Annotated in this window: 12 protein-coding genes and 1 other annotated feature; all 12 genes read left to right on the top strand. The window is 46.5% G+C overall.

All coding sequences use genetic code 11. From position 1 onward, the window contains the following. Positions 1-286 precede the first annotated feature (286 nt). Positions 287-901, top strand: a complete 615-nt coding sequence (locus tag SFC66_RS16300) for an MgtC/SapB family protein (RefSeq protein ID WP_411219788.1) — start codon at positions 287-289, stop codon at positions 899-901. Between the two features lie 129 nt (positions 902-1,030). Beyond that, positions 1,031-1,492, top strand: coding sequence for a CtsR family transcriptional regulator (locus SFC66_RS16305; RefSeq protein ID WP_411219789.1), 462 nt, complete (start codon positions 1,031-1,033; stop codon positions 1,490-1,492). 20 nt (positions 1,493-1,512) lie between these two features. Continuing rightward, positions 1,513-2,055: a protein-arginine kinase activator protein McsA gene (gene mcsA / locus SFC66_RS16310; protein ID WP_411219790.1), complete on the top strand. Its 543-nt coding sequence runs from the start codon at positions 1,513-1,515 to the stop codon at positions 2,053-2,055. Continuing rightward, positions 2,055-3,122: a protein-arginine kinase McsB gene (gene mcsB / locus SFC66_RS16315; RefSeq protein ID WP_411219791.1), complete on the top strand. Its 1,068-nt coding sequence runs from the start codon at positions 2,055-2,057 to the stop codon at positions 3,120-3,122. The genes mcsA and mcsB overlap by 1 nt, the downstream gene beginning before the upstream one ends. 20 nt (positions 3,123-3,142) lie before the next feature. Further along, positions 3,143-5,572: an ATP-dependent protease ATP-binding subunit ClpC gene (clpC, locus tag SFC66_RS16320; protein WP_411216370.1), complete on the top strand. Its 2,430-nt coding sequence runs from the start codon at positions 3,143-3,145 to the stop codon at positions 5,570-5,572. Between the two features lie 137 nt (positions 5,573-5,709). After that, positions 5,710-7,083, top strand: coding sequence for a DNA repair protein RadA (radA, locus tag SFC66_RS16325; protein ID WP_411219792.1), 1,374 nt, complete (start codon positions 5,710-5,712; stop codon positions 7,081-7,083). Positions 7,084-7,256: 173 nt separating this feature from the next. Further along, entirely contained in the window at positions 7,257-8,366 is a 1,110-nt protein-coding gene (locus SFC66_RS16330) for a PIN/TRAM domain-containing protein (RefSeq protein WP_411219793.1), read from the top strand. 92 nt (positions 8,367-8,458) lie between these two features. Next, positions 8,459-9,136, top strand: a complete 678-nt coding sequence (gene ispD, locus SFC66_RS16335; protein ID WP_411219794.1) for a 2-C-methyl-D-erythritol 4-phosphate cytidylyltransferase — start codon at positions 8,459-8,461, stop codon at positions 9,134-9,136. A 14-nt stretch (positions 9,137-9,150) separates the two neighbouring features. Further along, complete coding sequence (gene ispF / locus SFC66_RS16340) at positions 9,151-9,627, top strand: 2-C-methyl-D-erythritol 2,4-cyclodiphosphate synthase (RefSeq protein ID WP_411219795.1); 477 nt, start codon at positions 9,151-9,153, stop codon at positions 9,625-9,627. 24 nt (positions 9,628-9,651) lie between these two features. Next, positions 9,652-11,121 (top strand): glutamate--tRNA ligase, encoded by a 1,470-nt coding sequence (gene gltX / locus SFC66_RS16345; protein ID WP_411219796.1) that lies wholly within the window; start codon positions 9,652-9,654, stop codon positions 11,119-11,121. A gap of 43 nt (positions 11,122-11,164) precedes the next feature. Continuing rightward, positions 11,165-11,383 (top strand) — a binding site (T-box leader). Continuing rightward, a complete protein-coding gene (cysE, locus tag SFC66_RS16350; RefSeq protein ID WP_486388644.1) occupies positions 11,379-12,107 on the top strand; it encodes a serine O-acetyltransferase in 729 nt (242 codons plus the stop codon). Its footprint overlaps the feature before it by 5 nt. Then, positions 12,088-13,488: a cysteine--tRNA ligase gene (cysS, locus tag SFC66_RS16355; protein WP_411219797.1), complete on the top strand. Its 1,401-nt coding sequence runs from the start codon at positions 12,088-12,090 to the stop codon at positions 13,486-13,488. The genes cysE and cysS overlap by 20 nt, the downstream gene beginning before the upstream one ends. Positions 13,489-13,491: the final 3 nt, after the last annotated feature.

Here is a 13,491-nt window from a genome sequence, read left to right on the forward strand (position 1 = left end):
CAGTTAAGCTCTTCAGCGCCGATGGTAGTTGGGTTCGCCCTGCGAGAGTAGGACGCTGCCAGGCAAGATGAAAACTCCTGATAGGTTAATCTATCAGGAGTTTTTTGCATGTCTTGCTTTATACTTCTGGTAATTGGGGAATATAAATATTTCATATTAACATGACAATATTCATATACTGCATAGAGAAAGAAGGGAAGCATAAATGGAGCAATATTTCGATGAGCAATTTCTAACAGTCATGTTAAAAATTATAATAGCTATATTTTTGTCAGGGGCCATCGGGATGGAACGGGGTATGGGTAACCATCATGCTGGTTTGCGGACACATATCCTGGTTGGTGTAGGCTCTTGTCTTATGATGATCTTATCTTTATATGGTTTTACAGAATTCAGTGAAGAGCATGACTATGTGCAGTTCGACCCGGCTCGTATACCCTCTTACGTTATCAGTGGTATCGGTTTTCTGGGGGCGGGCACGATTCTGGTGAATGGCACTACGGTCAGGGGACTGACAACAGCAGCTTCTGTTTGGACCGTAGCAGGTCTTGGACTTGTAATTGGAGCAGGGATGTATATGGAAGCTGTATTCACTACCATCATCATCCTTTTGATTCTTATTTTCCTGAATAATTTTGAGAAGTTGTTTTTTTCTAGTAAGAAACAGAAATCATATCGCCTTGATATCGAATTGGATAATGAAGAAAGCGTCTCTCCCATCATGGAAATCCTCGAACGCCATCATTTGGCACTGACGAATATGCAAATGAAAAAGCATCATCATGAAAGCAGGATACTGCATGTCGAACTGGAAACACGTCATGCCATAAAGGAAATGGAGCTTTTTGAAGAACTGACGCAACTGACAAATATCAGATCTGTCAGTACCGGTAAAAGTTAAAACCCTTTTGAAGGGTTTTTTTCTGTTTTTGGAGGCTATGCTAGAGAGGAAGTGCTTTGCATTCCTCCTTTAAAATGTATATAATAAAGTCAAAGATAGTCAAAGTCAAAAGAAGGGAGGCAGCTTTGTGTGAGCAACAATATATCTGACATAATCGAGGCATATCTCAAGCAGATTCTCCAATCCAACGAAACGCAGGAAGTGGAAATAAAGCGCAGCGAGGTAGCTAATCGCTTTCAATGCGTACCCTCTCAGATCAATTACGTCATAAAAACCAGATTTACCGTCGAGAAGGGGTATCTGGTGGAGAGTAAGCGCGGTGGCGGCGGTTATATTCGTATAATTCGGGTAAAGCATCATACAGAAGCAAGCTTGATAGATGACGTGATTGAAATGGTGCAGCCGCATGTTTCACAGCAGACTGCCAACAGTGTGATTCAGAGACTGGCTGAAGAGGGGATCCTGACAGATCGGGAAGCAAAGATCATGCTGAGGGCCACCAGTCGGGAAACGCTGGCTTTCCCTCTTCCGATTCGGGATGAGGTCAGATCCCGTATCCTGGTTTCAATGCTGACTGCTATCAAGTATTAGTCGGATAAGGAGGCGTTAGCATGGAATGTCAAGAATGTCATATCAGACCAGCAACATTGCATTTGACGAATGTCGTCAATGGACAGAAAACAGAAATGCATGTTTGCGAACAATGTGCGAAAGAGAACGGATATGTTTCCTACGGCCAACAAGGTTATTCCCTGCATAATTTATTATCTGGTCTTTTTCATATGAATCCTTCGTCTGTTCAAGGACACAAACAATTCTCGCAAGCTCCAGCAACTCTTGCGTGTCAAAAATGCGGACTCACATATAATGAATTCACCCGATTGGGGAAATTCGGATGTGCTTCCTGCTATGAAACTTTTGAAGAAAATCTGGATCCCATCTTCCGTCGTGTGCACAGCGGCAATACGAAACATGAAGGCAAGATTCCAAAGCGTATGGGCAGTGGAATCGAGAAGAAACGGAAGATTGCTGCGTATCGGGAAAGCATGCAGCAATTCATACAGGCTGAAGAGTTTGAAAAAGCAGCAGAGCTCCGGGACAAGATACGATCTTTGGAACAGCAATCCGACGGACAGGAAGAGGGTGGGAGCTAATGTCACTTGAGAAATTCATGAGTGATGCAATCAGCCCTTGGATGAAAGAAAATGGTCCTGACTGTGATATAGTCATGAGCAGTCGTATCCGGTTGGCCAGGAACTTCGAGAATCGGACGTTTCCCTTGATTGCAAAGGCTGAGGACCTGGATGATGTGCTGAACTTTTTCCAGGAAAGTTTCCAGGATGCTTCATTCAACGATCGAGTGGATATGCAGTTCATACGCATTGCAGATCTCACACCGATCGAAAAGAAAGTGTTTGTGGAAAAACACTTGATCAGTCCGCATTTAGCAGAACATGCGGAGGAAGCAGGAGTTTTACTATCCGAAAGCGAACAAGTCTCTATCATGGTAAATGAAGAAGACCATCTGCGCATCCAGCTGTATCTACCAGGCTTCCAACTGCAAAAGGCTTTGCAGGAAGCCTTCGAAGTGGATGATTGGCTGGAGCAGAAGATAACATATGCTTTCGATGAAGAAAGAGGTTATCTGACGACCTGCCCGACGAATGTCGGAACTGGATTAAGAGCCTCGGTGATGATGCATTTGCCTGCTTTGACCATGACGCATCAAATGAACCGTTTGACACCGGCAATCAACCAGCTGGGACTTGTTGTGCGTGGTATATATGGAGAAGGCAGTGAGGCACAAGGCAATATCTATCAGATTTCCAATCAGATCACCTTGGGAAAATCGGAGCAGGATATCGTCGAGGATCTGGAGAGTGTTGTAAGCCAGTTGATCGAGCAGGAAAGGCAAGCTCGCGAAACACTGACAGAAGAGCTGAGCATCCAGCTGGAAGATAGGATTTTCCGTTCATACGGTACGCTGCATTACAGCCGGATCATTGAATCCAAAGAAGCAGCTACTTGTTTATCGGATGTTAGATTAGGCATTGATATTGGGTATATACAAGATATGCCTCAATCCATACTTAATGAATTAATGGTATTGATACAGCCAGGCTTCCTGCAGCACTATGCGAAAAGAAGCTTATCTGGCAGAGAACGAGATGCGTTACGTGCATCCCTCATCAGAGAGCGGATGCATTTAGAAAATAACTGATCGACCAAGGAGGAATTCCTATGATGTTTGGACGTTTCACGGAAAGAGCACAAAAGGTCCTTGCACTGGCACAAGAAGAAGCAGTGCGTCTTGGACATAACAATATTGGTACAGAACACATACTATTGGGTCTGGTGAGCGAAGGCGAAGGAATCGCCGCAAAAGCTCTGACGACGCTGGGATTGGAAACAGAGCGTATCCAGGAAGAGGTCGAGCAGCTTATCGGGCGCGGCCAGAAGATCACTGGTACACCTTATTACACACCACGTGCGAAGAAAGTAATCGAGCTTTCCTTGGACGAAGCGAGAAAGCTTGGGCATTCCTATGTCGGTACCGAGCATATCCTTCTTGGTTTGATCCGCGAAGGTGAAGGTGTCGCGGCACGTGTGCTGAATAACCTTGGTGTCAGCTTGAATAAAGCCCGCCAGCAAGTGCTTCAGCTTTTGGGCAGCAATGAGTCTTCTGCTGGCAAACAGCGCGGCAGTCAGTCTGCCAGAGCGAATACGCCTACATTAGACAGCTTGGCGAGAGATCTTACGGCAATTGCCAAAGAAGGCAATATCGACCCGGTCATCGGCCGTGAGAAAGAAATCGAGCGTGTCATCCAAGTCCTTAGCCGCCGTACCAAGAACAACCCTGTCTTGATCGGGGAGCCTGGTGTCGGTAAAACAGCAGTTGCTGAAGGCCTTGCACAGCAGATCATCAACAATGAGATACCGGAAATATTGCGTGATAAGCGTGTCATGACACTTGATATGGGTACTGTCGTGGCTGGTACGAAATATCGCGGGGAATTTGAAGATCGCTTGAAAAAAGTGATGGAGGAGATTCGCCAAGCAGGCAATATCATCCTCTTCATCGATGAATTGCATACACTTATCGGTGCTGGCGGAGCAGAAGGAGCGATTGATGCTTCCAATATCCTGAAGCCATCCCTTGCCCGCGGTGAACTGCAGTGTATCGGTGCCACTACACTTGATGAGTATCGCAAATACATCGAAAAAGATGCAGCGCTTGAGCGTCGTTTCCAGCCGATCCAAGTCGATGAGCCATCTGTCGAGGAATCCGTGCAGATCCTGACAGGGTTGCGTGACAGATATGAAGCCCATCACCGTGTAACGATCACGGATGAAGCCATCCGTGCAGCAGCAGAGTTCTCTGATCGTTATATCACAGATCGTTTCCTTCCAGATAAGGCGATCGACTTGATTGACGAGGCAGCTTCCAAAGTAAGACTTCGTTCTTACACAGCTCCGCCGAACTTGAAGGAGCTTGAACAGAAGCTTGAAGAAGTACGCAAAGAGAAGGATGCAGCTGTACAGAGCCAGGAATTCGAAAAAGCGGCTTCCTTGCGTGATACCGAACAGCGACTGCGTGATCAGCTCGATCAGACGAAAGATCAATGGAAAGAGAAGCAAGGCCAGGAAAGCAGTGAAGTCACTGTGGAAGACATCGCATCTGTTGTTTCCATCTGGACCGGCGTACCGGTTGCCAAGCTGACAAAAGATGAATCAGAGCGGTTGCTGAATATGGAGCAGACATTGCATGGACGTGTCATCGGACAAGAGGAAGCTGTTGTGGCTATCTCCAAAGCAATACGCCGTGCGCGTGCTGGTCTTAAGGATCCGAAACGTCCGATTGGTTCCTTCATTTTCCTAGGTCCTACTGGTGTCGGTAAAACAGAATTAGCGCGAGCTTTGGCTGATTCCATGTTCGGTGATGAAGATGCGATGATCCGTATCGACATGTCGGAATACATGGAACGTCATTCCACTGCACGTCTTGTCGGTTCTCCTCCAGGATATGTGGGGTATGAAGAGGGCGGACAGCTTACTGAGAAGGTACGTCGTAAACCTTACTCTGTTGTATTGCTTGATGAGGTGGAAAAAGCGCACCCTGAAGTATTCAATATCTTGCTTCAAGTTTTGGAAGATGGCCGTTTGACGGATTCCAAGGGTCGATTGGTCGATTTCCGCAACACGATTCTGATCATGACTTCCAATGTCGGTGCAAGTGAACTGAAACGCAGCAAATCACTTGGTTTCACAATGGATAGTGAGGATCAAAACTTCAAGGATATGAAAGCGAAAGTGACAGAAGAGCTGAAAAAAGCTTTCCGTCCGGAGTTCCTGAACCGTATTGATGAAACGATCGTCTTCCATCCGCTTGAGAAGAAACATATGAAGGATATCGTGACATTGATGGCAGATCAGCTCAAGAAGCGTCTTGCACAGCAGGATATTGAATTCACACTGACTGATGCTGTCATTGAGAAAATCGCTAATGATGGCTTCGATGCCGAATATGGTGCCCGTCCACTACGTCGTGCCATCCAGAAAAACATCGAAGATCTATTATCGGAAGAACTTTTGCGTGAGAATATCCGTAAAGGACAACAAGTGAATATCGATGTGGATAAAGAAGGTAAGTATGTCGTAACAGGCAAATGAGAATAGGGAGGTGTTCGCGCCTCCCTTTTTGCTATTATTTGTGTAATTATTTCTATAATAAAGATTTTGTTTGATATATTTCTGTAACTTTTATGCCGTAATTATCGTATAAAATGATGGAGAGGGATTTGATAGGTTTGGCAAAGAGAAAGACGAAGTATGTTTGTCAGGAATGCGGATATGAGTCCGCGAAATGGATGGGCAAATGCCCAAGCTGCAATAACTGGAATACCTTTACGGAAGAAGTCGTCACACCGGCTGGCAGCGGGGCTTTCCGTCATTCGAATACAACGACAGCTGCAAAGCCTCAGGCTATCACGGCCATTCAATCCGAAAAGGAACCCCGTGTTACCACGAACCTTCCGGAATTCAACAGGGTGCTCGGCGGCGGTATCGTTGCAGGGTCATTGGTGCTTATCGGTGGCGACCCTGGTATCGGTAAATCGACTTTGCTCCTGCAGGTCAGTGCCCAGCTGGCAGAAAAGGATTTGCCGGTATTGTATATATCAGGAGAGGAATCAGCTCGGCAGACGAAACTGCGTGCAGACCGCCTTGGTGTAAAAGCTGATCAGCTTTATGTACTATCGGAGACCAATCTGCAGGATATCACGCGGCATATCGAAGAATTGAAACCGGCATTTGTCGTTGTCGACTCTATCCAGACTGTTTACCGGGAAGAAGTCACCAGTGCACCTGGAAGCGTGTCACAGGTACGGGAATGTACAAGTGAGCTGATGCGGGTCGCCAAGACGAATGGCATACCGATCTTCCTTGTTGGCCACGTGACGAAGGAAGGTGCGATTGCCGGTCCCAGACTTTTGGAACATATGGTGGATGCCGTTTTATACTTCGAAGGGGAACGTCATCATACATTCCGGATTCTGCGAAGTGTAAAGAACCGGTTCGGAAGTACAAATGAAATGGGTATTTTCGAGATGAAGGAAGAAGGACTGAGGGAAGTGACGAATCCTTCTGAGATTTTCTTGGAGGAAAGATCCCAGGGTGCGGCAGGGTCCACGGTCGTAGCGTCCATGGAAGGGACGCGTCCTGTCCTCGTCGAAATCCAAGCGCTGATCTCTCCTACCAGCTTCGGAAATCCGCGCCGTATGGCCACGGGGACAGATCATAACCGAGTACCATTATTGATGGCGGTGCTGGAGAAGCGTGTCGGGCTGATGCTGCAGAACCAGGATGCATATGTGAAAATAGCGGGCGGAATGCGACTGGACGAGCCGGCAATCGACCTTGCTGTTGCGGCCAGTATCGCATCCAGTTTCAAGGACAAGCCGACCAAGCCGGATGATATCATGATAGGCGAGGTGGGTCTGACCGGTGAGGTAAGACGTGTCTCCCGGATAGAGCAGCGTGTCCAGGAAGCAGCCAAGCTTGGATTCAAGCGGGCGATTGTACCGAAGAAGAACCTCGATGGCTGGACCATTCCATCGAGTATCAAGGTCATTGGAGTCAACTCGGTGAGTGAAGCACTGCGGATTGTTTTGGGAGAGGATTGACCTCTCCTGAAATTGGTAATATTTTTTGACATTTCATCTATATTTATGCTACCATGTAAGATTTCCTAAATTGACGGGATTTCTAAAACATGCTACGGTTAAACTGCAATTATTTATTTTTACGTCTAATTTATTTTGTTTCAGGTAATACTTTCTGCTAGGAGGTGACAGTAATGTTAAAGCGAATCGTGCAATTATTTATTATCGTTGCAGGTGGTATGGTCGGGTTTCTCTACATTCCAAAATTGATGGATCTAGCGAACTTCACTAACATTGGTTGGCTTAATTCCCCGATCGTCGGATTGATTGGCGGAGCTATTCTATTATTCTTATTACTGTTTTGGGTGGTTGATTATATCGTCGGCTTCATCCATTGGGTCGAGGATTCACTAGTCAAGACACCTGCTGCTGATTTATTCTTTGGCAGCATCGGGCTTATCATCGGATTGGTCGTTGCGTATTTGATAACGATCCCTGTCCGCGGTATCGGTTTTGTGCTTGTATCGGAAGTGCTGCCGTTGTTTGTGACAATCTGCCTTGGATACATCGGATTTCAGGTCGGCTTCAAGCGTCGGGATGAGTTCCTGAATATGATGACACTGGCGAAAAAAGATAAGAAAAAAGCAGCGGATGAGCAAGAAGCCAGTGAAGATAAAGCAATGGCTGTCCAGCCAAAATCCAAACTGCTGGACACGAGTGTCATCATCGATGGACGTATCGCGGACATTTGTGAAACGAATTTCCTGGAAGGTACAATCGTGATTCCGCAATTCGTGTTGAATGAGCTGCAGCATATCGCAGATTCATCTGACGCATTGAAGCGTAACCGCGGCCGCCGCGGTCTTGATGTCCTGAATAGGATACAAAAAGAGATGCCGGGTGTGAAGGTCGAGTTTTATGAAGGTGACTTTGAGGATATCCCTGAAGTGGATTCCAAACTAGTCAAATTGGCCAAAGTCATCGACGGTATCGTCGTCACCAATGATTTCAATTTGAACAAAGTATGTGAGTTCCAAAATGTCCCGGTCCTGAACATCAATGATTTAGCAAATGCGGTGAAGCCGGTCGTCATTCCGGGTGAGGAATTGACAGTCCAGGTGATCAAAGATGGTAAGGAACATAATCAAGGTGTTGCTTATTTGGATGACGGTACAATGATCGTTGTCGAAGAAGGCAAGAATTACATCGGCAAGACGATCGAGGTGCTCATAACAAGTGTATTGCAGACTTCTGCCGGCCGAATGATCTTCGCAAAGCCGAAATTACTTGAAAAAGCATTGTGAAAAAGTATAACATGATAGAAGTAGACAAAAGTGATAACATGGGATGTTATCGCTTTTGTTTGGATTCGACATAATATAAGGCGGTAAAATAGATGTACTATCAAGCTATCGTGTTAGCTGCCGGGCAAGGGAAGCGGATGCAAGCCGGCCATAATAAGCAATTTCTTACAATTGGACAGAAACCGCTCATTGTCCACACGCTGACAGTTTTTGATAAAGATCCTTGGTGTACGTCCATCACGCTCGTCGTGAGCGAAGCAGATCATGACTTGATGCAGCAGCTGCTTGAGGCCCAAGTTTGGTCCACACCGATCAATCTGACAGAAGGCGGTGGCGAGCGGCAGGAAAGTGTCCTGATGGGTCTGGAAGCATTGCCGAATAAGTCCGGTATGATATTCATACACGATGGCGCACGGCCGTTTGTCACCATTGACAGGCTCCATGCGCTGGCGGAAGCATGCCAAGAGCACCGTGCTGCAATACTTGCGGTTCCTGTCACCGACACAATCAAGCTTCGCCGGGGCAATCGGCTGGAAACGATGGATCGCGGACTTCTGTGGGCTGCACAGACTCCGCAGGCTTTTGATTATCAGCTTATCTATGATGCACATGTGTCAGCTAAAGTCGAGGGTATGCTCGGAACGGATGATGCATCGCTGGTGGAACGGATCGACCAGGATGTTTTCATTGTGGAAGGCAGCTACGACAATATGAAGCTTACGACACCAGAGGATTTATACAAAGCAGAAGCATTTCTAAATGGCAAATAAAGTGAGGTCACATTATGTTTCGAATTGGACAAGGATTTGATGTACATGCATTTGCAGAGGGCAGACCTTGTATCATCGGCGGAATCACGATCCCCCATGAACTAGGATTGCTCGGTCACTCAGATGCGGATGTACTATTACATACAGTGGCGGATGCCTGTCTTGGCGCTCTGGCACTGGGAGATATCGGCAAGCATTTCCCGGATACCGATCCTGCCTTCAAGGATGCAGACTCGGAAGTATTGCTGCGGCATGTATGGCAGCTAGTGAAAGAAAAAGGATATAAACTAGGTAACCTGGATTGTACAGTAATTGCGCAAGCACCGAAGATGGCGCCATATATCGATCAGATCCGCGAGAATATAGCGGGGATGCTTGAAGCAGAACCTAGTCAGATCAATGTAAAAGCAACGACAACGGAACAGCTTGGCTTTACTGGCCGAAAAGAAGGAATCGCTGCCCAAGCAGTCGTCCTTTTGCAGCAAGCCTAACATAATTGAAGGGGAGTTATTTTTATGTCAAAACCTGTACGCGTACGCTATGCTCCAAGTCCGACTGGACATTTGCATATCGGAAACGCAAGAACAGCATTATTCAACTATTTGTACGCCCGTCATCATGATGGTAAGTTCATCGTTCGTACAGAAGATACAGATGAAAAGCGAAATGTGGAAGGCGGAGAGGAAAGCCAGTTCAGCTATTTGAAATGGCTTGGCATCAAGTGGGATGAAGGTGCCGATATCGGCGGGGAATATGGACCGTACCGTCAGCTCGAGCGTCTTGATATTTACAAGAAATATGTAAATGAATTGCTTGACCGCGGTTTGGCATACAAATGCTACGTAACGGAAGAGGAATTGGAAAAAGAGCGCGAAGAACAAAAAGCAAACGGACAAGTGCCTAAGTATTCTGGTGCCCACCGTGATCTGACGCCGGAGCAAGAAAAACAATTTGAAGCAGAAGGCAGACAGCCGAGCATCCGTTTCCGTGTGCCGGAAAACAAAACTTATAAGTTCAATGATATCGTACGTGATGAAATCAGCTTCGAGTCCAGCGATTTCGGTGACTGGGTCATCGTGAAGAAGAACGGTATTCCAACGTATAACTTCGCAGTTGCAGTCGATGATCATTTGATGGAGATTTCCCATATCCTTCGAGGTGAAGAGCATATCTCCAACACACCGAAACAGCTTATGATTTATGAAGCATTCGGCTGGGAGCCGCCGCAATTCGGACATATGACATTGATTTTGAATGAAAACCGCAAAAAGCTTTCCAAGCGTGATGAGCATATCTTGCAGTTCATCGAGCAATATAAGAACTTAGGATACTTGCCGGAAGCGATGTTCAACTTCATCAGCTTGCTTGGCTGGTCACCAGTCGGCGAAGAAGAAATCTTCACGAAAGATGAAATCATCAAGATCTTTGATCCGAATCGCCTATCCACTTCTGCTGCCATTTTCGATCCGCAGAAGCTAAAATGGATGAATAACCAATACATCAAAGCAGAAGATGCTGGCCGCATCGAGAAATTGACGCTGCCGCATTTGATTCAATCCGGCAAACTTCCTGAAAACATGGAAGATTCCCGTCGCGATTGGGCTGCTGAGCTTATTGCGCTTTACAAGGAACAATTGAATTATGGCGCGGAGATTGTCGAGCTGACAGAACTATTCTTCCAAGATGAGATTTCATATGATGAAGAAGCGATGAACGTGCTTCAAGATGAGCAAGTGCCGGAAGTATTGAAGGCATTCTCTGAACAGCTTACAGCATTGGAAGCATTCGAACCGGATGCAATCAAAGGTGCGATCAAAGCGACACAGAAACAAACTGGTCAAAAAGGCAAGAAGCTCTTTATGCCTATCCGCGTAGCAACAACAGGTGTCACACATGGTCCGGAACTACCGAACTCGATTCACCTGTTAGGTGAAACTGTTGTGCAGAATCGCCTGCGTGCAGCAATCGAACAGCTGACAAAGTAAAACATTCACATTTTCACTGAAATATAATATAGTAGTACTACACATTTGAACGTAGAAGAGGAGAAGTACGCATCCGCCTTTCCATGCAGAGAGAGCCGCATACGCTGCGAGTGGCTTTGGAGAGCTTATGCTGAAATGCACCTCGGAGTCTTTTGCCGAACTTATAGTAGGCAAAAGCGGTTCTCGCCGTTATCTGAGTCAAGCTGGGGAATGCCATGGGCTTTCCTAAATAGAGTGGAACCGCGCAAAAAGCGTCTCTGTCATTGTACAGTGACGCTTTTTTTCGTGAAACGATAGCAGCGGAAAGGGAGGAGAAAATGGGATTTTTCAAGATGCTGAAAGAAGATGTCATGGTTGTATTCGACCAAGATCCTGCCGCGCGGACATATTTGGAAGTCATCCTTACGTATTCCGGCGTGCATGCTGTTTGGGCACATCGGTTCGCTCACCAATTGTATAAGCATAAATTCTACTTCCTTGCCCGCACTGTTTCACAAGTGAGTCGTTTTTTCACCGGTATTGAGATACATCCGGGAGCAACCATTGGCAGGCGTTTCTTCATCGATCACGGTATGGGTGTCGTCATCGGGGAAACATGCGAAATCGGCAACAATGTTACGATCTTCCAAGGTGTGACTTTGGGAGGCACAGGGAAGGAAAAAGGCAAACGGCATCCGACTGTCAAAGATAATGCGCTCATTGCAACAGGTGCAAAAGTGTTGGGTTCGATCACGATCGGAGCCAATTCGAAGATAGGTGCAGGGTCGGTCGTCTTGCATGATGTTCCGGAATGTTCGACAGTCGTCGGCATCCCTGGGCGTGTCGTCATCAAAGATGGGGAGCGTATCAGAAGAGACCTCAATCATCAGGATTTGCCAGATCCAGTTGCGGAGAAACTAAGGAAAATGGAAGAAGAAATAAAAGAACTGCAGCGGGAACTAGCCGCTGCCAAAGGAGAGACGCAGCATGTCGGTAAAAATTTATAATACATTGAGCCGGAAAAAGGAACCATTCGTTCCGATTGAAGAAGGTAAGGTAAGCATGTACGTATGCGGACCTACTGTATATAACTACATTCATATCGGGAACGCAAGGCCGCCGATTGTATTCGATACCGTGCGCCGTTACTTGGAATACCGCGGATATGATGTGAATTACGTGATGAACTTCACCGATGTGGATGACAAAATCATCAATGCGGCAAAAGAAATGGGTGAAGATGTATATGCGGTAGCAGAGAAATTCATCCAAGCCTATAAGGAAGATACATCTGCGCTGGGAGTGAAGGAAGGAGCACTTCACCCGCGCGTTACGGATAGTATGGGAGAGATCATCGATTTCGTCCAAGGGCTGATCGACAAAGGCTATGCCTATGTATCGGAAGGTGACGTTTATTTCCGTACAAGAGCTTTTGATGGATATGGTAAGTTATCTCACCAGTCCATCGATGAATTGCGTTCAGGTGCCCGCATTCGTGTCGGCGAGCAAAAGGATGATCCACTTGATTTCGCTTTATGGAAAAATGCGAAGCCAGGTGAAATCTCTTGGGAAACACCATGGGGTGAAGGACGCCCGGGCTGGCATATCGAATGCTCGGCTATGGTGAAGAAGCACCTTGGTGATACGATCGATATCCATGCTGGCGGAACAGATCTCACTTTCCCGCATCATGAAAATGAGATAGCGCAATCTGAAGCACTTAATGGTAAGTCTTTTGCGAACTATTGGATGCATAACGGACACATCAATATCGATAACGAGAAAATGTCCAAATCACTTGGCAACTTCATCCTGGCGCATGACTTGATCAAGCAGCATGATCCGCAAGTATTGCGATTCTTCATGCTGAGCGTACATTACCGCAACCCGATCAATTTCACGGATGAATTGCTGGAGAGTGCAAAAACAGGATTGGCACGAATCAAGAATGCCTATGATAACTTGCAGCATCGAAAAGCTGCCAGCACGAACCAAGATGGTAATGCGAATGATGTGACAGCGACGATCCAAGGGCTCACAGCCCGATTTGAAGAAGAGATGGATGATGATTTCAACACAGCCAATGCTGTATCCGTCTTGTTTGATTTAGCGAAGGAAGCGAACGTCTACTTGCAGCAGGAACAAACATCCGAACAAGTCATCGAATCCTTCACCAAAGCATTCGAAGAACTCGGCGGCGTGCTCGGTATCACTTTTGCTGCTGAAACAGAATTATTGGATGATGAAATTGAAGATTTGCTCACGCAGCGAGTGGAAGCCCGCAAAAATCGCGATTTCCAGGAAGCGGACCGTATTCGCGATCTGCTTAAGGAGAAAAACATCATCCTGGAGGATACATCGCAAGGTACGCGCTGGAAAAGAGGCTAAAAC

The organism is Terribacillus saccharophilus (assembly GCF_046592895.1).
GTDB classification, from domain to species: Bacteria; Bacillota; Bacilli; order Bacillales; family Amphibacillaceae; genus Terribacillus; species Terribacillus saccharophilus_D.

Bases quoted from the DNA above. Each gene is read 5' to 3' on its own strand.
- mcsB (WP_411219791.1), top strand. From the start codon at position 2,055: ATGTCACTTGAGAAATTCATGAGTGATGCAATCAGCCCTTGGATGAAA.
- clpC (WP_411216370.1), top strand. From the start codon at position 3,143: ATGATGTTTGGACGTTTCACGGAAAGAGCACAAAAGGTCCTTGCACTG.
- SFC66_RS16300 (WP_411219788.1), top strand. From the start codon at position 287: ATGGAACGGGGTATGGGTAACCATCATGCTGGTTTGCGGACACATATC.
- mcsA (WP_411219790.1), top strand. From the start codon at position 1,513: ATGGAATGTCAAGAATGTCATATCAGACCAGCAACATTGCATTTGACG.
- cysS (WP_411219797.1), top strand. From the start codon at position 12,088: ATGTCGGTAAAAATTTATAATACATTGAGCCGGAAAAAGGAACCATTC.
- SFC66_RS16330 (WP_411219793.1), top strand. From the start codon at position 7,257: ATGTTAAAGCGAATCGTGCAATTATTTATTATCGTTGCAGGTGGTATG.
- ispD (WP_411219794.1), top strand. From the start codon at position 8,459: ATGTACTATCAAGCTATCGTGTTAGCTGCCGGGCAAGGGAAGCGGATG.
- gltX (WP_411219796.1), top strand. From the start codon at position 9,652: ATGTCAAAACCTGTACGCGTACGCTATGCTCCAAGTCCGACTGGACAT.
- ispF (WP_411219795.1), top strand. From the start codon at position 9,151: ATGTTTCGAATTGGACAAGGATTTGATGTACATGCATTTGCAGAGGGC.